Origin of the sequence: Flavobacterium sp. (assembly GCF_027531705.1) — a bacterium.
Taxonomy (GTDB): Bacteria; Bacteroidota; Bacteroidia; order Flavobacteriales; family Flavobacteriaceae; genus Flavobacterium.
Genome location: NZ_JAPZSP010000018.1, coordinates 339,446 through 364,933 on the forward strand (window position 1 = coordinate 339,446; position 25,488 = coordinate 364,933).

The following is a 25,488-nucleotide window of genomic DNA, read 5'->3' on the forward strand; positions in this document are numbered from 1 at the left end:
ATTAGTTATTAGGAATTAATATTACATCGGAAACTGTTTTGGGTTGAGGTTTGGTGTTTATAGCCTTGACAATTGAAACTAACAATCCGTTTGGAGATCCTTCTATTGCAGAAATTTTTTCTCCAGAAAGTGTTAAATTAGGTCTGTCAACAACAAAAGTTGAACCTGATAATTTGTACAAGTTTTTATCAAATCCCCAAATTAAGTAAACATTATCTCCAGTGAACTTTAATTCTTTAAAAGTTCTTATTGATCCTGATGTAATTGGAATTGACGTTGGTATACTAACACCTATTTTTACCACCTCTATGGTGGTTCCATTGAATTTATAAATATCTAAAATATCAGAATTGTAGCGTCTTACTACCATATATGGATTATTTAGATTATTCGGGTTTTTGTGTAATGTAATAGTGTTTACAGAAGCCCATCCTGAACCAATACTACCAATTCCATCTAAACTGGTGACATTACTAAAAGTGCTTCCGTCGTAGCTAATAATATTGATTTTTCCGTTAGAAAGATTTGAAGTGTAACTCAACCAAGCCCAAAAAACTTTGTCGGCATTACCAACTTTTGAAGAATCATTAGTCAATGGAATATTAGTGCCGCTACCTGGTACAACTTCAATTCCGGGAACTGGATAGCTTAACCAAGAAAAATTAGTTGGGTTATATCGATAAAGTCTCGGTAAACCACCATCAGAATTATATCCCATACTCAACATGAAATTGGCGTGATTTATCGTGTGCATATATCCTTGATTGGAACTAGCTGAAATAGCTCCTGAAAAAAAATTTGGACTATGCACATATATTCGAGTTCCAACAAAACCGAACGATCCGTGTGCGCCACTGGTGGAATTATAGGAAATCAAACGGGTATAATTGGTGTCTATTTCAAAATCATCGTTGGCAGATGTAGATTGTAAAAATACATTATTGGTAGTCGATTCTTTATTGTAATCTCCTTGACAATTCAAAACAGCACCATAACCTGCCAGCCCAATTGCTGGTAGTGAATATCCAGCAAAAACAGAAAATATACCATTATCATCAATTATCTTATAAATTTCTGCTGAATGATTATTGAAATTATCGTTATTTCCTTCAATTGGAGCATCTCTATACAATCTATACTTGAAAGTTGTACCATTATTGGCATAAAAAGTTTTAGCTGGATCAATTTCTTGAGCGATTGTGCTTGTGCTATTATTGCTCGTTTCTTCATCTGAAGAAGAACAAGAATTTAAAGTCAAAGAAAAGACTATTACTAGGTTGTAAAGTATTTTTTTCATTTTTATTAAAATATATATTGAACACCCCAACCTAGATGATTACTTTTGAAAGAAGATGTTCCGCCGCCAGCATTTTTCCATGAATATTTTCCAAAATCGAAAACAGCGTTGCAAATCCATTTGTTAGAATCTGACTGAAAAATTATTGGTTGAACACCCCAACCAACATATTTCATGTTTCTTTTTGTAGTTCTATCGGGAAAATTATAAGTATCAACATAAGGTGTTTCTAAGATAGTTGCAGAACTCGAACCATAATCAAAGTGCAAACTATTGAAAACAGAATAAACACCTATCCAAGTTATGTACTCAATAAAAGCATTATTAATATTTGGAAGCGCTTTTTCAAGACCATCTTCGTTTCTTCCGCTAAACGAGATTGGGTAAATTCTTGCCTTATAACTTGTGACCGAAGTTTTCATTTCAACAAGTCTGTCATTTGACAAAAAATTAGCATAATCTTGACCCAAAACGACTGCACCTCTAACACCAAATTTTGTGTTTTTAGAAAAATTTTGATGATATGACAATTCGCCTTCAGCAAATAGTTGTAATGCTTTGCCTTTTACAGCTGCTGCTCCCAAATCATCTCCAGGTTTTGAAAAAGACATTCCCGAATTAAATTTTACAGCAAATTGAGCCGATGTGTTTTGAAAAGTAAATGCCAAAAAAAGCATTGAAATTAAAAGTGATTTTTTCATAATAATCTTCAGAATTAGTTAAACATTTTTGTTTTTAATTATGAAGTAAAATTATGCTGATGAAGTATGTAAAGAAATACGAAGAAATTCGTATTTTGATTAAATCAATTTGTTGTTTTTAGCCTTTTGAATAGCTTCTAGCTTATTATGAACCTGAAGTTTGGTATAGATATTTTCCACGTGTTTGCGAATAGTTCCAGGTGATAGAAACAAATTCTCTGCAATAGCATTGTATTTTAAACCTTTGCTTAATTGTTCTAAAACTTCTATTTCTCTTGTTGTGAGACTGATTTCTTCTTTAGGAATTGAATCATCAAAAACCAATGGTTCTCGTAATAATTTGAGTGTTTTTAATGCTATTGAAGGCGTCATTGCTGCACCACCAGATAATGTTTCTTGAATACCGTTGTATAATTCTTGCGGATTAACTTCTTTTAAAAAATAACCATCAGCACCAGCTTTTATTGACTTAAAAATATTTTCATCATTATCAAAAACGGTCAGCATTATGATTTTTATTTGAGGAAATTTGTTTTTGACGATTTCTGTTGCTTCGATGCCGTTCATTTTGGGCATTTCGATGTCCATTAAAATCAAATCGAGATTGTGATTTTTTTCTAATTTTGAAATCAATTCTTCGCCATTTATAGCTTTGAATTTAATTTCAATATCCTCAAAAAAGTCTAATTTGTCTTGAATAGCTTTTTGCAAAAAGGTATTATCATCGACTATGGCAACTTTTATCATCTTACTTATTTTTAGGTAATAAAACAGTTATGGTTGTTCCTTGATTTGGATTGGATTGAATTTCATATTCTCCATTCACTTCTTCAATACGTTTTTTCATATTGTGAAGACCATTCCCAAAATCTGTTGTTTCTAAATCAAATCCTTTTCCATTGTCATTAATCTCGATTTTGATTTGATTATTGACATCTGAAACTTTTACAGCAATTTCCTTTCCATCGGAATATTTTACCGAATTATTTACTGCCTCTTGAATGGTTCTGTAAAGATTGATTCCAATCAAAGAGGATAGTTTAATATCTTTCAATTTATCATCAATAGTAAACTTGAATTCGATATTTTCTTTGGCAGATTTTGCTTTTTCAATAAAATTGAAGATTCTGGAACGCAAATCTTCGAATGAGAATTCACTAGTGTTCATTGCCCAAATGGTGTCACGAAGTTCAATTATTGTTGACTTGGTAAAATCGCTAATTTTGGTTAATTGATTCGAAATTTTATTATCGGCAATTTTATTGGCAAATTTCAAATTATCAACTGATGAAATAATAAAAGTTAATTGTGCTCCAATATTATCATGCAAATCTCTTGAAATAGAAAGGCGTTGTTCGTGCAATTTATTTTGAGTTTCAATTTGAGCAATAGCCGATTTCAGTTCAAACTCTTGCTCTTGTTGTTTGTTTTTTAGTTTTTGTTGACGGTAAATTAAAAACCCAACCAAACTTGTGAAAATTGTTAATAGAGAAATAATTAAAATCCATGTGTTTTTTCTTTTGTTTTCGGCTTCTTTTTCAATTAATAGTTTTTCTTTTTTTGCAGTTTGATACTTAGTTTCCAATTCAGAAGTTTGTTCTAAAATAGATGATTTTAGTTTTTTATCTTTCAAAGAAGCATATTCATCAAAATAATAAAGACTACTATCTTTCCAATTGAGATTTATACAAACGTTAGTCAGTTTCTTGTAGGTTTCAAGCAAATATCTATCGGAATCATAAACCTTGTGAATGTTCTTTATTTTCAACAAAATCTGATACGCATCACTATATTTTTTTTCTTTACTAAATTGATCAGATTTAGCCAAAAGCAAGTTAGTTTGCTCAATTTCGGAATTGAGTTCTTTCAATAGATTTTCAGAAACTTGATAATACTTTTTTGCATTTTTAGAATTGCCTTTTGCCATATGAATGGAACCAATTCGTTGACTCAAGGTAGAAATTCCTAAATTATCCTTACAAGATTTGCAATTAGACAGGCTAATCTTATAGCTATTCAAGGCTTGAATAGTATCTGTTTTTTCTAAATAAACATCACCTAAAGATAGATAGGTGTGACACAAACCTTGTTGCAAATTGTTTTTTTCTAAAAAAAAGGTAGATTCTTTTAGATATTTTATTGCCTTGGGAAAGTTCTTCATTTCAAAGAAAATCAATCCTAAATTTCCTTTGGTCATTGATACAATTGTATCGTTTCTTCCTTCAAAAAATTGAATTGCCTCAATAAAATAATTGGTTGCTGGAACATATTCTTGCTTGCTTGCATAAATGTTTCCAATATTTATTTTGGCCTTGGCAACACCTTCATAATCTTTATTGGCTGTTCTAATTTGGATTACTTTTTTGTATGCTTCCTCCGATTTTTTGAAATTCTCTTTTCTCAAATAAACAGCTCCTAGATTAGAATAGCTTTGTGAAATCAATTTAAAATCGGACGTTTTTTTGGCAAATTCTAATGCTTTAGTACCATAAACGAGTGCTGAATCTAGAGAAACATCAATATAATCCCAAGTTAAATCGTTGTATAGTAATGTTTTTCTATGGATATTTGAATTAGCTTTCAACTCGTTTTTTAGTTTTTGTATGTGCTTTTGAACATCTTGTGAATGAGCAAAAGTTGAAAAAACAAGCAAAAGGTAACCTAGAATTCTCTTCATAACAAAGTGATAAATAACTATAAAATTAAGCATTATTTTTAATTGAAATAATCTCAAGTAAAATTTTTTGTAAATTGACAATCTCTTCCGATAGTTTTTTTACTTTAACCTTTTGATTAGAATTATAATCGGAAGAAATAGAAACCTTATCATTAAGATACAATTGTTTATGATTTAAAGTAGCCAAAAGTGTTTCTAATTTTTCCATACTGCTTTTGTGTTCTTCTTTCATTTTATAATTTTGAAACGAAAGAAATCCAACCATTAATAACAAAACAACTATAAAAAGTAAAAGTATATATTCCATAAAAAAAGTCATTAAATCAACAACAAAATTGACTTAATGACTTTGATAAAACAATACGAAAAACTGCGTATTTTATTTGCTCAACAACTGTTTAATTTGTTTTAATTCTTCCTCCATTTTAGATAACTTCTCATTTTGAGTATCTACTTGTTTTTGAAGTTCATCAATTTTAGCTTGTTGCTGCTGTACCACATAAATTGTTGGAGAAATCAATGCTTGATAGTTCATACCAATAATTCCGTTTGGATCAGTAGATTTAGTAACCATACTTGGAAACAAATCTCTAATTTCTTGTGCAATAAAACCATATTGTAAACCTTCCATTTCTTTGGTTTGTTCTTTCATGAAATAAGTAACAGGTCTTATTTTCATAAAATTAGAGAATATAGAATTATCAATATTCTTAATATCATTTTTAAGTCTAAAATCTGAACGAATAAGGTTAGCATTCATAAAAGTTGAACCTCCAACAATATCATAGGTACTTATTCCACCACCCCAACCAGCTGGCCAGTCATTAAATCTTGAAGTTCCATTATTTCCTGCAGGTATTATCGCTTGAGATGGATTATCATTACTACCACCTGTACCAGTTCCTGATCCTGTTGCTTTTAAACCTGTTAAATCTAATTTGGCTACTGGAGTTGTAGTACCAATCCCTACATTACCATTATAAATATTCATACGTTCTGCACCGCCTTGATAAAATGAAATATCATCATCAACATCATTATTAACACCTATCATTAATTTTGTATTCTCACCTGATTCAACATAATAACGAATAAAAGCTTCGTCTCCACCTCCACCACCTATATTTGTTGGAAAATAAACACCTGCGTCTTGTGAATTCCCAACTGCAGGTCGAATTGAGCCATTTTCAATTGTCAGCTTTTTTGTTGGATTTGTTGAACCAATACCAACGTTTCCATTACCTTGAATACGCATTAATTCATTAGAGGTAGTTGCACTAGAACCAGCATAAAAAATGTGGTTGTCTGAAGCAGTATTAACCTGATATCTTAATACATTATTATTAATCCCAAAACCATAAAATTGATGATCATTATTTGCTGCTTCCCATAAAACAATTTTTCTATTTGCAATTGTATTTGCAAATTGCATCGGAGCATTTGGAGTTGTTATACCAATACCTACATTCCCTGTATTTGCTATAAACATTGAAGAAACACTTGAATTGTTTCTAATATTAAATCCGTTAGTTCCATAATTTAAATACATAATATCGTCACTCCATCTTGGCCAAAAGAAATTTTCATAAGTCCCTGAAGAATTTTTTGATTGAAAAGTTGAACCATTATCAACACCAAGAGGTAAATTTCCTGAAATAGTTAACTTATGAGGTGCTGTTGTAGTTCCGACACCAATATTTCCTGAACTTAAAATACGCATTCTTTCAACATTACCTGTAATGAAAGGGACATCGAAACCATCAATAGTTCCAAATTTTTCAATAGCTCCATTAGTATTTCCATCTAATTTCCAATCATTTGCAGAAACTGTCTTAATAGCTGTAGCTAAATCACCTATTGCTCCTTGAACATTTGTTGAAGAAACAGCAACTTGAGTTGTACTTGCTGCTATTGCATTACTATCAGTATTAGTTGCTGTTTGTTTTTGCCAAGTTGCTAAACCAGTTGCATCAGAAACTAAAACTCTATTTAATGCTGGCGTTCCAGCTCCAGCAAATAAAACTGAACCTGTTGTATGTAACTGAGCTGTAGGAGCTATTGTTCCAATTCCAGTAAATCCATTTTTTACAGTTACTCCTTTTTTTGTTCCTGAAAAATCCATATTTCCTATAAAAACAGATTCATCAGAAGCTCCTCCACTTGCATTATCACCAGCAATTATATTCAAAGTTGCTGTATCTCCTGCCGTTGGTTGCAAATACATAACTCCATAATCTGATGAAGCAGTATTATCATAATTTCCGAACCAAATTGCTGAATTGGTTGCATCTCCAAAAGTAAAAGGAATTCCAGTAGTATTAGCTCCATTTGTACCAGTACCAACTACAAATCCTCCAGCAATATTTAATTTCCCTAATGGATTAGCTGTTCCTATTCCAATACTTCCTCCACTTTTTATTCTCATTCTTTCAATATTGTTTGTAATGAAAGGCAAGTCAAAAGCATCAATTGTTCCAAAATTCTTAATAGCACCATTACTATTACCATCTAATTTCCAATCATTAACTGATGAATTAGTTTTTATTGCTGTTGCTAAATCACTAATGGCACCTTGAACATTTGTTGAAGGAACAGCTACTTGAGTTGCACTTGCAGTAATTGCCGTATTATTTGTATTAGATGCTAATGGATTTTGCCATGTAGCTAAACCGGTGGCATCGGTAACTAATGATCTTCCTAGTGCTGGTGTTCCTGCTCCTGCAAATCTTACAGAACCTGTGGTATGAAGTTGGGCTGTTGGCAAATTTATTCCGATACCGATATTACCGTTATAAATATTCATTCGTTCAGCACCGGCTTGAAAAAATGAAATATCGTCGTCAATGTCATTGTTTATTCCTATCGATAATTTTGTGTTTTCTCCAGATTCAACATAATAACGAATAAAAGCTTCATCTCCACCACCTCCTCCTATATTTGTAGGAAAAGAAATTCCTGAATCATCTGTATTACCTATTGCTGGACGAATTGAACCATTCTCAACTGTTAACTTTTTTGTTGGATTGGTTGTTCCAATTCCGATTCTATCATTAGCACCATCAACACTAAAAGTAGTTCCATCAACACTAAAACCATTTAATACCGTTGAATTAAAAGTTAATGTATTAGTTCCTTGTGTAACTATTCTATTTCCCGTTAAAGTTCCGTTTGAGTTATAAATAGTAGAATTTTGAGCAGTTCTAATAGCAGAAGCCAAATCACCTATTGCTCCTTGAACATTTGTCGATGGAACTGCTACTTGTGTTGCGCTTGCTGCAATTGCAGTACTTGTAGAATTTGACGCTAATGGATTTTGCCAAGTTGCCAAACCAGTTGCATCAGTTACCAAAGATCTTCCTAAAGTTGGAGTTCCAGCTCCTGCAAATAAAACAGAACCTGTGGTATGCAACTGTGCTGTAGGGGCAGTTGTTCCAATTCCTGCAAATCCATTTTTAATGGTCATTCCTTTTTTTGTTCCTGAGGTAAATTCTACATTACCAATAAAAACTGATTCGTCAGAAGCAGCTCCTGATGCATTATCTCCTGTAAGAATATTTAGTGTAGATGTATCACCTGTTCCTTGTAAATACATAACACCATAATCTGAAGCGGCAGTATTATCATAGTTTCCAAACCAAATTGCAGAATTTGTAGTATTACCATAACTAAAAGGAACACCAGTAGTATTACCTCCACCAGTACCAGAACCAATAACCAATCCCCCTGAAACATTTAATTTTCCCAAAGGAGTAGCTGTGCCAACACCTACATTACCACTATTCAAAATAGTGTTTCCAGTTCCTGTAAATGTTAAACTACTTGCTCCTTGAGTAACCGTTCTGTTACCAGATAACGTTCCGTTGGAATTATAAATATTATTGGCTGCTCCTGTTCCTCCTGCCGTTGTTTTCCATACTCCATTAGTGTATACAAACTCGATTGCCTGACTATTAGGTATCGTCATTCCTGCAAAAGTGGCTCCAAAGCCTCCAGTTGTATTATTAGAGATTATTAATCTACAACCATTAACCGTTGGGGTAAATGATGTAACAGCAATTGTAGCAGTTGCAGATCCAGTAATATTAGCCAAAGAAGTTTCTGTTGCAATAGTAACAGCATTTGAAGCTACAGCAAAGCTAATTTCTCTATTAGTTATTGCACCATTTACATCGAGAGTTGTCCTTGGATCTGTTGTTCCTATACCTACTTGAGCAATTGAAAACAAAGGAATTAAACTAAAAAATAAAATAATTTTTTTCATGTGTTAAATTTGGGATTTAGCATTAAAAATTTAAAAAAACACTTACTAATTTAGAAAGCGAAATTTGGCGCGAAATTACAAAAAAAATCGGCTAAAAACACTCTAACCGATTAAACACAATGCTTTTATAAAAAATTTAATATACCCTTAACATTTCAAAAAAGTATTATTCAGCAAATCTTTGTTGCAATTCTGAATTAGAATTCACCACTTGACCATCATACTTCAAAGTCCAACCCATTGAATTAGTCAAGATTAGAATTTTTGACAATTCGCTTACCAATCTATTTTTGGCATTTGATTTTAAGGTTGATTTTTCGATTTTTTTAGTCAAATTTTCTTTAGCCAACTTGTTTATCTTATTATAATCATCACCCGTAAACTCATTAAATGTTGATGATTCAGTATCATAATATTTAATGTCTGGGCTAATTTTTATTTCTTCTTCGGGAATATTTGTAATTGTAACTGTCTTGGTTTTTGTATCAATATCGTATTTCACTTTACTCAAATCAAAGCCAACTGTCACGTCTGCATTGATAACAACCAACGCTTTTTTATCAAAAGTTAATCCAGGAATATAGGTTTTTTTGCTGTCTTTATAATTTAAAACTTCAGCAAAATGTCCTTCGGTAACAACCAATTTTCCAACATTTTTTATTTGTTGTTGAATCAAATTAGTGTCGTATTCTATAGTCGTTTCGTTATTGGATGAAGTGAAAAATTTGTATCCAAAGAAAAGTACTAATCCAACTAAAATAAGCATTGCCCATTTTCTAAATTCTGATAAAGCGCCGAAGAAGCCAACTTTTGGTGTAGTTTGTTGTGTCATTTTAAAATTGAATTTGCGGATATTTTGAGGCTAAAGTATTAATTTTTTGGTTCAAATTTTTCAAAAATTTTTGATGACTATCCGAAGTAACATTAAATGGTTTATGATGCAATGCTTTTTGAATATCACAAACTTGTTGCATGGTGGCAAATTCTTTTTCATCAACATAATTTTCAAAGAATTTCATCCATATATAATCAATCGCTGTTTGGCTTGGATGCAACATATCATCAGCATAAAAACGATAATCACGCAATTCGTCCATTAGGATTTCGTAACTTGGAAAATAGCTAGAAGTTGGAAGCTGAAAGTTGGAAGAATGCAAAGCGGTAATTAGATGTGCTTTACTTCTTTGATTTTCTACAAAACCATCTTTTATATGACGAACTGGTGAAATGGTAAAAATAAAATTGCAATTCGGATTTATTTTTTTGACTAAATCAATGGTATTTTGAATTGATTTTTCAATAGTTTCGACCGATAATATTTCTTTATCAAATTGATTTTGTGCTACTTTATGACAATTGGCTACGATTTCATTTGAAACTTTATTTCTATAAATCCAAGAAGTTCCATAAGTCAAAATTAAATGGGTTGCTTCTTGAATTTGACTTCTAAAGCTATGTAAAACCTTATTCAAATTGGCAAGCAATAATTCTGAAGAACTAGTGCTCAAATCGGAATGAACTTCAAAACAATGCCAACTTTCGTTATGAAAAAAAATGTCGCTTTCAGTAAACTCGATTTTGTTTATAACACGATAAATCAATTTTTCAATAGAAACAGGATTAAAAATTATTCCAAAAGGATTTACTACATTTTTAAATTTAAAATAATCGAACTTCTGTCCCATATTTTCAGCAAAACAAGAACCTAATGATAGAATTTTAGAATTATAATCAATAGGATTTTGATATTTTAAAATTGGTATTTTGGTTGTAAAATTCATTAATATTTGTTTTTACAAAATTACTGTTTTTTCGTTAAAAAAATTTACAACTAACAGCATTGTGAATCTAATCATTACTTTTGCATCTTTAAAAAACAAAATCTAACATGAAACTATTATATAATTACATTATCAAACACAAATTACTTTTGTTTTTTGCGCTACTTATGGCGGCAATCAACATCTGTTTTAGTTTATCGGATTCGATAATCACTGGTAAATTAATGCAAGATTGCGGTGTTGGAATAGCAAAATACAAAGGCAACGAAATCGGCTTTATCAAGTCAGTTGCTTTTTGGTTGGGGCTTTCGCTTGGAGCCGCTATGATTTCGAGAATTACTAAAAATTTTCAGGATTATTTTACCAATATTGTAATTCAACGAACAGGTGCTCAAATGTACACTGACGGAATAAAAAAATCACTTGATTTACCTTTCGAAGAATTTGAAGACCAACGAAGTGGTGAAACTTTGAGTAAACTAACCAAAGTGCGTTCAGATTCTGAAAAGTTAATTACACTTTCTATTTCGTTGATTTTTCAAACTGTGATTGGTTTTATTTTTGTGATTGTTTACGTTTCTCGAATAGATTATAGAATTTCATTAATTTTTCTAGTTACAGCTCCAATTATTGCTTTGATTAGTTCGTATTTGGGTAAAAAAATAAAAGTTGTTTCTCGAAAAATTGTTAATCAAACCAATTCCTTGGCAGGTTCAACTACCGAAAGTTTACGAAATATAGAATTGGTGAAAAGTTTAGGATTGACGTATCAAGAAGAAAAACGTTTGAACTTGAATACTTTTAAAATTCTACAACTCGAATTGCAAAAGATTCGTTTTATCAGAAGTTTGAGTTTTATTCAAGGTACAACTGTTCATTTCTTGAGAACTTGTGTAGTTTTTACGCTGTATTATTTCCTTTTTGGAGGCAAAATAATTGTGGGTGATTTGCTAACAATGGTTTTCTTCACTTTCTTCATTTTTGGCCCATTACAAGAATTAGGTAACTTTATTATTGCTGTGAACGAAACGAAAGTTTCAATGGAAAATTTCAAGAATTTGTTGAATGCTCCAAAAGAATTTCGTCCAAAAAATCCGGAGCATGTAGGTGCCATTCATTCGTTGTTGTTTTCTAATGTAAGTTTTCAACATAAATCTGCAAATTATAAAGCTGTAGATAACATCAATTTCGAAATCAAACAAGGTGAAACTGTAGCTTTTGTTGGTCCATCTGGTGCTGGTAAAACAACTTTAGTGAAATTGCTAGTTGGATTATATCCGCCAGAAGAAGGAAAAGTTCTTTATAATGGTATTGATTCTACAAAAATTGATTTATTAGAATTGAGAAAACAATTAGGATTTGTAACTCAGGATGCACAATTATTTTCGGGAACCATTAGAGAAAATTTGCTGTTCGTGAAACCATCAGCAACCGATAAAGAACTTAACGAAGTATTAAAAAAAGCTAGTTGTGAAAATTTACTAAAACGTGCCGAAGACGGATTAAACTCAACCATTGGCGAAGGCGGAATGAAAATATCAGGTGGCGAAAAACAACGATTATCGATTGCAAGAGCGATATTGAGAAATCCAAATTTATTGATATTTGACGAAGCAACTTCAGCTTTAGATTCGATTACAGAAGAAGAAATCAACGCCACAATTCGTACTATTTCTGATTCCAATAGAATTACGGTTCTAATTGCGCATAGACTTTCAACTATTATGCATGCTGATAAAATATTCGTGCTTGAACAAGGAAAAATAGTCGAACAAGGAAAACACAACGATTTATTACAAGAAAAAGGTTTGTATTATGCGATGTGGAGACAGCAGATTGGTGAACGAAAATAAATTTAAATATGTTTAAAAAAGAATATTTACATCCAAACGAAGGTTTTACGCAAGTTGTTGTTATAGAAACTGAAACGACTAAAACATTACATATTTCGGGTCAAATTGGAGAAGGAAACGATTTAGAATCGCAAACAATTGCGACGTTTAAAAATCTAGAAACACTTTTAAACGAATGCAATTCTAGTTTTGAAGATGTAGTAAAAATGAATACATATATCGTAAATTTTAATCCGGAAATAGATTTACCGATTTTCAGAAAAGTCCGAAAAGCATTTTTAGGTACTAAAAATTATCCAGTCAGTACTTTAGTTGGTGTTACTGTTTTAGGAAACAGAAATTGGTTAATTGAAATTGATGCTATAGCAATTATTGAAAAATAACAGCATAAAAAAGCCTTTCACTCAACAAGAATGAAAGGCTTTTTAATTTATATAAAGAAAACTATTTTACAAAATCAATAGCTTTCTCCAAAGCCTCTTTAATTCCGTTTACGTTTTTACCTTTTCCAGATGCGAAGAATGGTTGTCCACCACCATTTCCTTCAATATATTTTCCTAATTCTCTAATTACATTTCCTGCATTTAATCCTTTTTCTGCTATTAATTCTTTTGAAATATAACAGTGAATATTAGGAGCATTGTCTTCAACTGAAGCTAAAAAGACGAACGAATTTGGTTTTGAAGTTCCGATTGCTTGTGCCAAATCTTTGGTTGCGCTCATCGATAAATCAACTTGTTTTGCCAAAAAGTTAATTCCGTTTATTTCTTGAAAATCAGCAACCAAAGCATTTATCAATCCATCAACTTTTTCTTTTAACAATTGCTCAATTTGTTTTTTCAACTTCGCATTATCATCTTGTAAAGTTGCAACCGATTTCAAAATATCTTGAGGATTTTTCAATGTTTCTTTGATTTCTGCCAACGTACTTTCTTGATTTTTATAGAAATCTTTCACGGCATCACCAGTAATGGCTTCAATACGACGAATTCCTGCGGCAACAGCACCTTCAGAAATGATTTTGAAATGCCAAATATCAGCAGTGTTTTTCACGTGAATTCCTCCACATAGCTCTTTGCTTTCGCCAAATTCAATCATTCTTACTGAATCACCATATTTTTCACCAAACAAAGCCATTGCTCCTTTATCCAATGCTTCTTTAATTGGAATATTTCTATATTCTTGCAATTGCAATTGTGCCTCGATTTGAGCATTTACACTTGCTTCTACTTGACGTAATTCTTCATCAGAAACTTTAGAAAAATGAGAAAAGTCGAAACGCAAGTAATTTGGATTTACCAACGAACCTTTTTGCTCGACATGTGTTCCTAAAATGTTTCTCAAAGCCAAGTGCATCAAGTGCGTAGCCGAGTGATTTTTGGAAGTTGACGTTCTTAAATCGGTGTTTACTTTTGCTACAAAACCAGCTTCAATATTTTCTGGAAGTTGTTTTGCAAAATGTAATATTAAATTATTTTCTTTCTTAGTATCAATAATATCGATGGTTTCGTTAGCAGAAACCAATGTTCCTTTATCGCCAACTTGTCCTCCGCCTTCTGGATAAAATGGCGTATTGTCTAAAACTATTTGATATAAAATTCCATCTTTTTTAGAATCAACTTTACGAATTCGAGTAATTTTTACTTCGTTTTCTGTTTGGTCATAACCAACGAAAGTTTCTACATTTCCTGGAATTAAAACCGACCAATCTTCGGTTGAAACTTCTGAAGCGGCACGAGAACGCGCTTTCTGTTTTTGTAATTCCGATTCGAAATCAGATTCGTTGTATGAAAATCCTTTTTCTTTCAGAATTAACGCTGTTAAATCTTTAGGGAATCCGAATGTATCGTACAATTCAAAAACTTTCGCTCCTGAAACTTCATTTCCGCTAGTTTCAGCAACTACTTTATCTAATAATTGTAAACCTTGATCTAAAGTTCTCAAAAATGAAGCTTCTTCTTCACGAATTACATTGGTAACCAATTGTTGTTGCGATTTGATTTCTGGAAAAAATTCGCCCATTTGATTCGCTAAAACTTCAACCAATTTATTGATGAAAGGTTCTTTGGTATTCAAAAAAGTAAATCCGTAACGAATCGCACGACGTAAAATTCTACGAATTACGTAACCTGCACCAGTGTTTGACGGAAGTTGTCCATCTGCAATAGCAAATGCAACTGCTCGAACGTGATCAACAATTACACGAATGGCAATGTTAGTTTTATTTTGTTCTTCACTTACATCTTTTACTTCGTTTGAAGTATATTTTAATCCTGTAATTTGTTCTACTTTTTCAATTAGCGGCGTAAAAACATCGGTATCATAATTGGAAGTTACATTTTGCATCGCCATACACAAACGCTCAAATCCCATTCCGGTATCTACGTGTTGCGCTGGTAATTTTTCTAACGAACCATCGGCTTTTCGGTTGAATTCCATGAAAACGTTGTTCCAAATTTCCACTACTTGTGGATGATCGGCATTTACTAAATCTCTTCCTGAAACAGCATTTCTTTCAGCATCCGTTCTCAAATCGATATGAATTTCAGAACATGGACCACATGGACCTTGATCGCCCATTTCCCAAAAGTTGTCTTTTTTATTTCCTAAAATAATTCGGTCTTCCGATACATATTGTTTCCAAATATCGAATGCTTCTTGGTCAAACGGAACATTTTCGGCAGGATTTCCTTCAAAAACAGAAACGTACAAACGGTCTTTGTCTAACTTTAAAACTTCTGTCAAGAATTCCCAAGCCCATGCTAAGGCATCTTTTTTGAAATAATCACCAAATGACCAATTCCCAAGCATTTCAAACATCGTATGATGATAGGTATCAAAACCTACGTCTTCCAAATCGTTGTGTTTACCTGAAACACGAAGACATTTTTGCGTATCGGCTATTCGTTTGCTTTTTGGCGTTCCATTTCCTAAAAAGTATTCTTTGAACTGAGCCATTCCTGAGTTATTAAACATCAAGGTTGGATCATCTTTTAGCACAATTGGCGCCGATGGGACAATTAAATGTCCTTTTGATTCAAAGAAATTGAGGTATGCTTTACGAATGTCTTGTGATTTCATTATTTTATATTTTCTGGTATTTTTTTAACCACATAGAAACATAGTTTTGATGCTTCATAAAAGACGTTTCACTTATTTTTAGTAAAACAGAGTTTCTATAGGTTTCAATTTTATTTATTATTCTGATATTTTTTTTAATTCTTGTAATGCTAATGGAAATTTTTCGTTCATGTAATTAATATATTCAGGAACGCAATCAATTTCGGCTGTTACGGTTGTAATTCCATCTTCTTCATTTAGTTTGTAGGTTTCAAAACTTCCTGTCCATTTTTCAGCTTCAGCATCAATTGGCAATTCTTTTAAATCTTTTAGCATTCCAATATGCTTAAAAATAAGCAATTTATTTGGAATAAGATAAAAAACATCGCTATACATTCCTTCAAAAGATGGCGCAATAAAATGAATTCTGCTTCCTAGTTCTATTTCACCTGTAAAATAAGTTCCAGCACAAAATGGCGTTGTCCATTCAGTGTACGATTTTTTATCCCACATTTTATTCCAAACAGTTTCTGCGGCAGCTTTAATTTCTTGAGTGAAAACTATTTTTTTAATTCCATAAAGATAGTTTCGCAAATTAGTTTTAACCAAAGCATTCCAACCCATTTCATAATTGGCTAATGTAAAATTTGTTCCAGCATCTGCAAAACTTTCAACACCTTCGTGAGTCAATGTTACTTTTGATTTTCCATCAACTTCATCAATTTTCCATGTTACAATTGAACTTCCTTTTGATTGTTCAGGATGCAACCAAGTATGTTGAAATAATTTATCTTCTTCAACTTTTAGAACTTCACCTTCATGAAGATACTCTTTTTTTCCACCTTCGTAAAATGAGAATTTATTCCCAATATTCAAATTGAAATTTGCAATATCAAAATACCAAATCTTCATAATTTCGGGTTGCGTGATTGCTTCCCAAACTTTTTCTTTGGTTGTATCAAAAATAGCTTCTATTGTAATTATACTCATAGCATTAAGGTTTCTAATTATTGAAAAAACAGCAGTAAAAATAGAAGAATTTAAAAAACATTCAATTTAAAAGTTAAAACTAAATGAAACATTTATTAAATTTGTTCGTATAACTATAGCTTACATCATTTTTTGAGCCACAAAAATAGTATATTTATAAGAAATGGCGAAGGTAAAATATTATTACGACCCTGAAAAATTAGCGTACAAGAAAATAAAAGTCAAAAAAAGAACAAAATTTGGCTATGCAATGATTTTTTTATTGGCTTCGGCACTGTTTGGAGTGTTGAGTTTTTTGGTTTTGATGAATACTTCGTTTTTTGAAACTCCTAAAGATAAAATTCAAGCAAGAGAAATTGAGAATTATAAAATTAGATACGCCTTATTGAATAAAAAAATCGACCAGCTTGATGAAGTTTTAGAAAATATTGAAGATAGAGACAATAATTTATATAGAATTTATTTTAACACTGCTCCAATAGATAATGACAAAAGAAAAGCAGGATTTAGAGATAAAAATAGGTATAAAGAATTAGAAGGCTACAACAATTCCGATTTGGTAATTTCGACTTCAAAACGAGTAGATGTTTTGACAAAAGAGTTAGCCATTCAATCGAAATCGTTAGATGAAATATTGAAATTAGCTAAAGCAAAAGACAAATTATTGTCAGCTATTCCTGCCATTCAGCCAGTAAAAAATGAAGATTTGAAACACATGGCATCAGGTTTTGGATATAGAAGTGACCCTTTTACCAAAGCAAGAAAAATGCACAAAGGAATGGACTTTACAGCACAAACTGGAACTCCAATTTATGCTACTGGTGATGGTGTTGTGCTAAAAGCAGACAATTCGCTTTCGGGATATGGAAATCATATTGAAATTGGGCACGGTTTTGGCTATTTGACTTTATATGCGCATTTGAGCAAGTACAAAGTTCGTCCAGGGCAACGTGTAAAAAGAGGTGACGTGATAGGATATGTGGGCAGCACAGGAAGAAGTCAAGCGCCACACTTGCATTATGAAGTACATAAAGATGGAAAAGTAGTAAATCCGATTAATTTTTACTACGGAACAATTTCGGCAGCAGAATATGTTGCGATTTCAAAAATTGCTAATCAAGAAAATCAATCCTACGATTAACGTATGTTGATTTAAGATTTTAAACAAAACTAAATGCAGATAGAACTTTCAAAAAGTAAATTATATTACAGTATAGGCGAAATAGCCACAGCTTTTGATGTGAATGCCTCACTAATTCGCTTTTGGGACAAAGAATTTGATATTCTTAAACCAAAAAAAAATGCGAAAGGAAATCGTATGTTTACGCAAGAAGATGTAAAAAACCTGCAATTGATTTATCATTTGGTAAAAGAACGCGGCTTTACACTAGAAGGCGCCAAAACACACTTGAAAGAAGGTCAGAAAAAAACGTTAGACAAATACGAAATCATAAATAAACTCGAAAGTATTAAAGCTGAACTGAATAGTATTAAAAACGAGCTTTGAGTTGGAAGATTTTAAAAAATAAATAAACTTTAAAACAATAAAATAAACTTTAAAAATTAGAAATTATGAGAAAATTTTTGCCTTGGATAATTGGAGTTGTAGTCCTTTTTGGAATTTATAGCTACGTTAAAGGAATCAATAACACTGCTGTAACACTTGATCAAGGTGTAAAAGAAAGTTGGGGTAATGTTCAAACTTCTTATCAAAGAAGAAATGACCTTATTGGTAATTTAGTAAAAACGGTTCAAGGTGCTGCAGAATACGAAAAAGGTACTTTAACTGCTGTAATTGATGCTAGAGCAAAAGCTACTTCGGTAACTATTGACCCAACAAATATTACTCCTGAACAATTAGCACAATTCAACCAAGCACAAAGTGGAATGAGTAGCGCATTATCAAGATTATTGGTAACTGTTGAGCAATATCCAAGTTTGAAAGCCAATGAGAATTTCTTAAAACTTCAAGACGAATTGGCTAGTACTGAAAATCAAATTCTTACAGCTAGAACTCGTTATAACGAAGCTATCAAACCATATAACAATCACGTGAAAGTTTTCCCAAATAACTTGTTTGCAGGAATGTTTGGTTTCAAAGAAAAACCATATTTTGAAGCTGTTGCTGGAGCAGAAAAAGCACCAGATGTAGAATTTAACTTTGACAAAAAAGAGGAAACTAAATAATGTCAAAAGTAGAAGATTTTTTAACCAATGCCGAAGAGAAAGAAGTAGTTGAAGCTATTCGTTTGGCTGAGAAAAATACTTCTGGCGAAATCCGTGTACATATAGAAAAAGAAACTGCTATCGCTCCGTTAGAAAGAGCGATGGCTGTTTTTTATGAACTCAAAATGACGGAAACCAAAGACCGAAATGGTGTTATTATTTATGTAGCTGTAAAAAGCAAACAATTTGCTATTTACGGTGACAAAGGCATAAATGATGTTGTTGAATCCGATTTTTGGGATTGTACCAAAGACATTATGAAAAACCATTTTGCAAAAGGAGAAAACAAACTAGCATTAGTAAACGGAATTCATAGAGCTGGAGAAAAACTAAAAGCATTTTTCCCTTTTGAAGATGATGATACCGATGAACTTTCTAACGAAATATCTAAAGGATAAAAGATGAAAAATCCAATTAACAAAATTCCAAATTCCAACTGGATATTTCAATTTACATTCTTGTTTATTCTTTTTGCAAGTAATTTAGCGTTTTCACAATTTAAAATTCCTGAAAAACCTAGTTTCCAAACTTCTGTCTACGACTATGCCAAACTTTTAAGTGATACTGAAAAATCACAATTAGAAGAAAAACTTATCAAATATTCTGATTCAACTACAACGCAAATTGTTGTTGTAACAGTTCCTACAATTGAAGGCGAAGATATTGGAATTTTAGCTCCAAAATGGGGACACGAATGGGGAATTGGTCAAGCCAAGGAAGATAATGGCGTTTTCATTTTACTTGCAGCTCAAGAACGAAAAATATGGATTGCTCCTGGATATGGAGTTGAAGACAAATTAGTAGCGGGCATTACTGGAGAAATTGTTAGAAATACAATCATTCCCGAATTTAAAGCGGGAAGTTATTATAATGGTTTAGATAAAGGTGCCGATGCTATTTTTCAAGTTCTGACAGGCAAATATAAAGGTTCACGAATTCAAGATGATGGAAAAGGCAGCTTCTTGCCTATTCTTATTTTTATTATTCTTTTTATAATAATTATAGCCATTATTTCTAAAAACAAAGGTGGAAATTCAGGAAATAGCGGCGGTAGCGGACCAAGTTTGTTAGACATCATAATTCTAAGCAACATGGGAAGAAGTAGTGGCGGAAGTTTTGGCGGCGGCGGATTTGGTGGTTCTTCTGGCGGCGGCGGATTCGGTGGTGGATTTGGTGGCGGTGGATTTTCTGGTGGTGGAGCTGGTGGTGATTGGTAAATTATAGTTTATTTAAAATGAAACATAATATATATTTAGTTTTTACTCTTTTACTTTCAATTTCTCTTTTCTCCCAAAATATTGAACTTAATGAAGATATTGAGAAGAGAATCTCAGAAATGGATTCGTTAATCTTAAACGAACCAAATGCTGGGAATTATTATATAAGAGGTTATCTGAAATACAATAAATTTCTTTACAAAGAAGCATTATCTGATTACGACAAAGCGATTTCACTTGAAGAAAAATCTGAATATTTTTTCAGTCGCGCGATGTTAAAAGATAAAATGGAAGATTATAAAGGTGCAATTGCTGATTATTCGACATGTATAAAATTGAGTGAAACACCTAAAAAAGCATTTTTTAATAGAGCTTTCTCTAAGTCAAATCTCAATGATTTTTCAGGTGCTCTTGATGATTATAACAAATCATTAGAAATTGACCCAGAAAATAAAGGTGCTTATTTAAACATTGGAATCATTAAAAAAGAACAAGGTAAATTTGCTGAATCAATAAAAGCTTTTGATAAAGCCATCATGTTAGATTCAAATTTTATCGATGCCATTCAAAACAGAGCAATTGCCAAGTCAATGCTAAATGATAAAGATGCAATTATTGACTTTAATCGAGTTATTGAATTAAACCCAAAAAGTGGTGAAGCATATTTAAACAGAGCTTTACACTACATAAATCACAAAACAAAGGGCACGTCTTGCGCAGATTTAAAATCGGCAAATAGTTATGGAATAACTAGAGCTAGAGAATTGATAACAAAATATTGCAATTAACAAAAACGCCTTTCGGATTGAAAGGCGTTTTTATTTAACTATTTTTCTCTTATGTAAATATCAATTGGCACTCCTGATAAATCCCAATTTTCTCTGATTTTATTTTCTAGAAAACGTTTATACGGCTCTTTTACATATTGTGGCAAGTTGGCAAAAAACACAAATTGTGGTGTTGCTGTTGGCAATTGCATACAATATTTAATTTTCACATATTTCCCTTTGGTTGCAGGTGGCGGATAACCTTCAATTACTTTAAGCATATAATCGTTGAATTTTGATGTTGGAATTCTTTGTTTTCTGTTTTCAAAAACTTCTACTGTTGCTTCTAGTGCTTTAAGCAAACGTTGCTTGGTTAATGCCGAAACAAAAAGAATTGGCACATCGGTAAAAGGCATTAGTTGCTCCTTAATTTTGTTTTCGTAATCTCGGGTTGACATGGTGTCTTTTTCTACCAAATCCCATTTGTTTACCAAAATCACGATTCCTTTACGGTTTTTTTCGGCTAACCAAAAGATACTTTGGTCTTGCCCTTCAAATCCACGAGTGGCATCGATTACTAATATACAAATGTCGGCATGCTCAATAGCTCTTACCGAACGCATTACCGAATAAAATTCTAAATCTTCTTTTACTTTAGCTTTACGGCGAATTCCGGCAGTATCAACTAAGTTGAATTCAAAACCGAAACGGTCGAACTTGGTATCGATTGCGTCTCGAGTTGTTCCTGCGATATCAGTTACCATGAAACGTTCTTTACCAATAAGCGCGTTGATAAAACTAGATTTTCCTGCATTAGGACGACCTACAACGGCAAAACGAGGCAATTCAACTTCTTCTTGAATTGGTTCTGGTTTTTCTGGGAAAGCGTTTACTACTGCATCTAACAAGTCTCCTGTTCCGCTACCTGAAATGCTTGCGAAAGTATAATATTCGCCTAAACCTAAGTTGTAGAATTCCATGGCGTCTTTTTCGCGCATGGCGTTATCTACTTTGTTTACTGCTAGAATTACTGGCTTGGTTACTTTACGAAGCAATCTTGCCACAGTATCATCCATTGGAGTGATTCCTTCTTCTACGTCTACAACAAAAATAATTACATCGGCTTCATCGATGGCTAGTTCAACTTGTTTGCGAATTTCTCCTTCAAAAACATCGTCAGAACCGCGCACATAACCACCCGTATCTATAACAGAAAATTCTTTTCCGTTCCAATCACTTTTTCCATAATTACGGTCTCTTGTTACTCCCGAAACCGCATCTACAATAGCATCTCTACGCTTTATCATTCTGTTAAAAAGAGTTGACTTTCCAACATTCGGTCTTCCTACTATGGCTACAATATTATTCATAATGATTTTAAATATTTTGCAAAGGTACTACTAATTTTATTTTTTTGTACCTTAGTAGTAGTGTAATACATAAAAAAATACAATCAGAAGAATTAAAATAATTACAAACTATGGAATTAGATAATAATGTAGTGCTTCGACCACGTTTTAACAAAGATGTTGACATGACTATTTCTGAAATTATTGAAAGAGCATCTAAACTTAAAGAAGAAGTAAAAGAAGATTATCGTGTAAAGATATCCGACCATCATATTTTCTTGTTTATTCTTTTAGCAAAAAGGCGTTATTATTCTCCACATTTACACATTGAACTTTCTGAAAATAAGGATAAAACTACACATGTAAAATGCTTATTTGGCCCAGATCAAACGGTTTGGACATTCTTTATGTTTTTGCATTTTTTTGTAGCTGGCGTTTTTTTAGTTTTTGGAATGTTTGCTATTTCTGATTGGATGCTCAAAGCTTCTGTAACGAAAGATTTGATGGTAATGGGTTTGATGGTTGTTGTATGGTTTTTGCTTTACTTTATTGCCAAACAAATACGTTATAATGGCAGACATCAGGTTATTGAGTTAAAACGTCTTTATTTGAGGATTGTTGAATAGCAAACTTGAGCAAGAATTCAATACATTTCCTCTACTAGCCCAGACAGGAATGGCATCCTTTTTCTTTTTTCTTTAAAAAGAAAAAGATAGAATGGATGGCTGGAACATGGATTACTGATAAAGCCCGAGCCATTCGCTTCTACTAAAAAAACTATTGATTGTAACCAAAACGCTTGAGCATATTGGCGTTGCTTCTCCAGTTTTTGTTGACCTTAACATACATTTCGATATGGATTTGCTTGCCGAAAAACTTTTCTAAATCGGCACGTGATTCCATTCCCACTTTCTTGAGAGCGGCACCTTTGTGACCGATGATGATTCCTTTTTGGGTATCGCGCTCCACCATAATTAGAGAGCGGATTCGGATGATGTTTTCGTCTTCAAAGAATTCTTCGGTTACGATTTCGACGGCGTAGGGAATTTCTTTGCTGTAATTGAGAAGGATTTTTTCGCGGATGGTTTCGTTGACAAAAAAACGCTCAGGTTTGTCGGTCAACTGATCTTTGGGATAATAAGCAGGCGATTCGGGCAACAACGAAATTATTCGGGCGAAGACTTCGGGAACATTAAAATTTTGCAAAGCTGAAATAGGAAATATTTCGGCATTTGGCACTTTGGCAGTCCAGAAAGCGACTTGCTCTTCGAGTTGTTCTTGATTAGAATTATCAATTTTGTTGAGCAATAAAAGCACTGGGATTTTGGCGTGAATGATTTTATTAAAGAAAGCTTCGTCTTTTAGTTCTTGCTCTCCTATTTCGACCATGTAAACTAGAATATCGGCATCTTCAAAGGCAGATTTCACGAAATTCATCATAGATTCTTGCATTTCGTATGCTGGTTTTATGATTCCTGGCGTGTCGGAAAGAATTAGTTGAAAATCGTCACCATTTACGATTCCAAGTATTCTATGGCGCGTTGTTTGGGCTTTGGAAGTGATTATAGATAAACGTTCGCCAACAAAGGCGTTCATTAGTGTTGATTTACCAACATTTGGATTTCCAATAATATTTACAAAACCTGCTTTATGCGCTGTCATACTTTTATTTTTTGCAAAGGTACTCATATCAGGTGAATAGTAGAAATAAAAGATTTTTTTAATTTTTTTGTTGCGCGTATCGATATTCGTTGTATATTTGCACTCGAAACATCGCGGGATAGAGCAGTAGGCAGCTCGTCGGGCTCATAACCCGAAGGTCACAGGTTCGAGTCCTGTTCCCGCTACTAAGTAAGCCATTCAGAAATGAGTGGCTTTTTTAATTTGGATAAGTCAATGAGTGACAAATTAGTCCAAATCCAATTCACATAGCTAAACATGACTAACTCCAACGGTATTTGCTGGAGTTTTTTTACATAATAAATATAGCGCTAACGATATTATATTCTATTACATAGCATCAAAATGATACCTACAATAAACATATTTAAAAAAATATTCTTCAGGTTCAGGAGCTTTCATAAGATGTACAAATTCATTTAGTGGCACATCAAAATAATGGTGAATTACTTCGAGTTTGAATTCGATTTCTAAAACTTCCTTTATTTCATCATATCCTACCGATACGATATTATCGGTACTTTTTACGGGATATCTGTTCATGGCGTCTTAATTTTTTTACTATTTAACTGCTATAAGGTTCTTGATGCATTCTTGTTCCAATACACTTCACAAAAGACACTCAAACTGACACAGTGAACTTTATTATGCCAAACATAAACCCAATAAAATACATTTCCTTACGGTTTCCCGTAAAGCAATTGATTATTTTAGTAGAATTAATGGATTTTTAATGAAGTTCATATTACTGCACGAAAAAAGGGTAAAACTTCACAGTTTATGACTCGCTGTGAAGTTTCTTAGCAACCAAACTATACTATATCTAAAAACAATTTATATAATCCTATTCTACCTTGAACAGTTTTAATTAATTGATTTTTTAAATATTTTATTTTTTGATACTCATCTATTCTTCATGTTTTTTGCTTAGTTTTAGTGTTTAGTTTTGTTTCTCGCTATGCAAGTTAAACACAATAGGTAACAAAAAACATCCCCATTAATAGGGATATTTTATTTTTCTTTAAGAAGTGATTTTTATCTAAAAATACATACTAACAAACTGATAATCTATAACTTATTTCAAATATTTATAAATAATCTCAAAAAAATACTCGAAAAAAGCTTTAAAAAAAACGTCAGGTTTAACATATAACACGCAAAAACAACTCCTTTTGAAGAAGTTATTCTAAAAATATATCTAACAAAAAAAGTCCCCACTTTCATGGGGACTTTTATTTATAAATCATATAATCTTATTTTCTTGTAATAAGAAACTCAGATCTTCTGTTTTTCTGATGTTGCTCTTCTGTACAAGAAGATTCGTTTGTTGGCTCACAACCACAATCGTTTGTTAACTGTGATTCTCCATAACCATTTGCAACTAATCTTGCTTTATTTACTTTTTTACCAACTAACCAACCTTTTGTTGATTTTGCTCTTCTATCTGATAAGGCTTGATTGTATTTAGCTGTTTGACGACAGTCGGTGTGTGAACGAATGTCTAATTCCATTGTTGGGTAATCTTCTAAAACAACTAAGATTTTAGCCAGTTCTACTTCGGCATCTGGACGAATGTTTGATTTGTCTAAATCGAATAAGATGTTTTTGATGTCAAAAAACTTAGCCAAA

23 protein-coding genes and 1 tRNA gene are annotated in these 25,488 nt (G+C 32.4%); 10 read left to right on the forward strand and 14 right to left on the reverse strand.

The window, feature by feature from the left end:
* Position 1: 1 nt before the first annotated feature.
* From O9267_RS07365 to O9267_RS07400, 8 genes are all read right to left on the reverse strand, one after another.
* Positions 2-1,297, reverse strand: coding sequence for a hypothetical protein (locus O9267_RS07365; protein WP_298177671.1), 1,296 nt, complete (start codon positions 1,295-1,297; stop codon positions 2-4).
* 5 nt (positions 1,298-1,302) lie between these two features.
* Positions 1,303-1,998 (reverse strand): hypothetical protein, encoded by a 696-nt coding sequence (locus tag O9267_RS07370; protein WP_298177673.1) that lies wholly within the window; start codon positions 1,996-1,998, stop codon positions 1,303-1,305.
* Between the two features lie 99 nt (positions 1,999-2,097).
* Positions 2,098-2,745 carry a response regulator transcription factor gene (locus tag O9267_RS07375; protein ID WP_298177675.1) on the reverse strand — a complete coding sequence of 216 codons (648 nt, stop codon included), beginning with the start codon at positions 2,743-2,745 and terminating at the stop codon, positions 2,098-2,100.
* A 1-nt stretch (position 2,746) separates the two neighbouring features.
* The gene (locus O9267_RS07380; RefSeq protein ID WP_298177676.1) at positions 2,747-4,675 is read right to left on the reverse strand and encodes a sensor histidine kinase; all 1,929 of its coding nucleotides are present in this window, start codon (positions 4,673-4,675) and stop codon (positions 2,747-2,749) included.
* 25 nt (positions 4,676-4,700) lie between these two features.
* Complete coding sequence (locus O9267_RS07385; protein WP_298177678.1) at positions 4,701-4,982, reverse strand: hypothetical protein; 282 nt, start codon at positions 4,980-4,982, stop codon at positions 4,701-4,703.
* Positions 4,983-5,054: 72 nt separating this feature from the next.
* Positions 5,055-8,936, reverse strand: a complete 3,882-nt coding sequence (locus O9267_RS07390) for a tail fiber domain-containing protein (RefSeq protein ID WP_298177680.1) — start codon at positions 8,934-8,936, stop codon at positions 5,055-5,057.
* Between the two features lie 166 nt (positions 8,937-9,102).
* Positions 9,103-9,702 (reverse strand): DUF4230 domain-containing protein, encoded by a 600-nt coding sequence (locus O9267_RS07395; RefSeq protein ID WP_298177737.1) that lies wholly within the window; start codon positions 9,700-9,702, stop codon positions 9,103-9,105.
* A gap of 67 nt (positions 9,703-9,769) precedes the next feature.
* Positions 9,770-10,717 carry a GSCFA domain-containing protein gene (locus O9267_RS07400; RefSeq protein ID WP_298177682.1) on the reverse strand — a complete coding sequence of 316 codons (948 nt, stop codon included), beginning with the start codon at positions 10,715-10,717 and terminating at the stop codon, positions 9,770-9,772.
* 107 nt (positions 10,718-10,824) lie between these two features.
* Between O9267_RS07400 and O9267_RS07405 the strand changes: the two genes are divergently transcribed.
* Positions 10,825-12,570: an ABC transporter ATP-binding protein gene (locus O9267_RS07405; protein ID WP_298177684.1), complete on the forward strand. Its 1,746-nt coding sequence runs from the start codon at positions 10,825-10,827 to the stop codon at positions 12,568-12,570.
* 8 nt (positions 12,571-12,578) lie between these two features.
* Positions 12,579-12,953: a RidA family protein gene (locus O9267_RS07410; RefSeq protein WP_298177686.1), complete on the forward strand. Its 375-nt coding sequence runs from the start codon at positions 12,579-12,581 to the stop codon at positions 12,951-12,953.
* Positions 12,954-13,014: 61 nt separating this feature from the next.
* On the opposite strand, the gene alaS is transcribed toward O9267_RS07410, so the two are convergent.
* Positions 13,015-15,651 (reverse strand): alanine--tRNA ligase, encoded by a 2,637-nt coding sequence (alaS, locus tag O9267_RS07415; protein ID WP_298177689.1) that lies wholly within the window; start codon positions 15,649-15,651, stop codon positions 13,015-13,017.
* Positions 15,652-15,768: 117 nt separating this feature from the next.
* On the reverse strand, positions 15,769-16,620 hold the full coding sequence (locus O9267_RS07420; RefSeq protein ID WP_298177691.1) for an SRPBCC family protein: 852 nt from the start codon (positions 16,618-16,620) through the stop codon (positions 15,769-15,771).
* Positions 16,621-16,783: 163 nt separating this feature from the next.
* Here O9267_RS07420 and O9267_RS07425 point away from each other — a divergent pair, with 163 nt between their 5' ends.
* The 6 genes from O9267_RS07425 (at position 16,784) to O9267_RS07450 (ending at position 20,851) form a co-directional block, all read left to right on the forward strand.
* The gene (locus tag O9267_RS07425) at positions 16,784-17,761 is read left to right on the forward strand and encodes a M23 family metallopeptidase (protein WP_298177693.1); all 978 of its coding nucleotides are present in this window, start codon (positions 16,784-16,786) and stop codon (positions 17,759-17,761) included.
* A 33-nt stretch (positions 17,762-17,794) separates the two neighbouring features.
* The gene (locus O9267_RS07430; RefSeq protein ID WP_298177695.1) at positions 17,795-18,127 is read left to right on the forward strand and encodes a MerR family transcriptional regulator; all 333 of its coding nucleotides are present in this window, start codon (positions 17,795-17,797) and stop codon (positions 18,125-18,127) included.
* Between the two features lie 65 nt (positions 18,128-18,192).
* Positions 18,193-18,807 carry a LemA family protein gene (locus O9267_RS07435; RefSeq protein WP_298177697.1) on the forward strand — a complete coding sequence of 205 codons (615 nt, stop codon included), beginning with the start codon at positions 18,193-18,195 and terminating at the stop codon, positions 18,805-18,807.
* The gene (locus O9267_RS07440) at positions 18,807-19,244 is read left to right on the forward strand and encodes a TPM domain-containing protein (RefSeq protein ID WP_298177699.1); all 438 of its coding nucleotides are present in this window, start codon (positions 18,807-18,809) and stop codon (positions 19,242-19,244) included. The genes O9267_RS07435 and O9267_RS07440 overlap by 1 nt, the downstream gene beginning before the upstream one ends.
* A 3-nt stretch (positions 19,245-19,247) precedes the next feature.
* Positions 19,248-20,063 (forward strand): YgcG family protein, encoded by an 816-nt coding sequence (locus O9267_RS07445; RefSeq protein WP_298177701.1) that lies wholly within the window; start codon positions 19,248-19,250, stop codon positions 20,061-20,063.
* Positions 20,064-20,080: 17 nt separating this feature from the next.
* Positions 20,081-20,851 carry a hypothetical protein gene (locus O9267_RS07450; RefSeq protein WP_298177703.1) on the forward strand — a complete coding sequence of 257 codons (771 nt, stop codon included), beginning with the start codon at positions 20,081-20,083 and terminating at the stop codon, positions 20,849-20,851.
* Positions 20,852-20,889: 38 nt separating this feature from the next.
* On the opposite strand, the gene der is transcribed toward O9267_RS07450, so the two are convergent.
* Positions 20,890-22,200, reverse strand: a complete 1,311-nt coding sequence (gene der, locus O9267_RS07455) for a ribosome biogenesis GTPase Der (RefSeq protein WP_298177706.1) — start codon at positions 22,198-22,200, stop codon at positions 20,890-20,892.
* A 110-nt stretch (positions 22,201-22,310) separates the two neighbouring features.
* Between der and O9267_RS07460 the strand changes: the two genes are divergently transcribed.
* Entirely contained in the window at positions 22,311-22,805 is a 495-nt protein-coding gene (locus O9267_RS07460) for a hypothetical protein (RefSeq protein ID WP_298177708.1), read from the forward strand.
* Positions 22,806-22,956: 151 nt separating this feature from the next.
* On the opposite strand, the gene era is transcribed toward O9267_RS07460, so the two are convergent.
* Entirely contained in the window at positions 22,957-23,841 is an 885-nt protein-coding gene (era, locus tag O9267_RS07465) for a GTPase Era (RefSeq protein WP_298177710.1), read from the reverse strand.
* A 112-nt stretch (positions 23,842-23,953) separates the two neighbouring features.
* Here era and O9267_RS07470 point away from each other — a divergent pair.
* Positions 23,954-24,026: transfer RNA gene (locus O9267_RS07470), tRNA-Met, on the forward strand.
* A gap of 163 nt (positions 24,027-24,189) precedes the next feature.
* Here the strand turns inward: O9267_RS07470 and O9267_RS07475 are convergent.
* Both O9267_RS07475 and O9267_RS07480 read right to left on the reverse strand, forming a co-directional pair.
* Positions 24,190-24,402 (reverse strand): KTSC domain-containing protein, encoded by a 213-nt coding sequence (locus O9267_RS07475; RefSeq protein ID WP_298177711.1) that lies wholly within the window; start codon positions 24,400-24,402, stop codon positions 24,190-24,192.
* Between the two features lie 710 nt (positions 24,403-25,112).
* A partial coding sequence (locus O9267_RS07480) for an OmpA family protein (RefSeq protein WP_298177713.1) occupies positions 25,113-25,488 on the reverse strand: 376 nt, incomplete at its 5' end.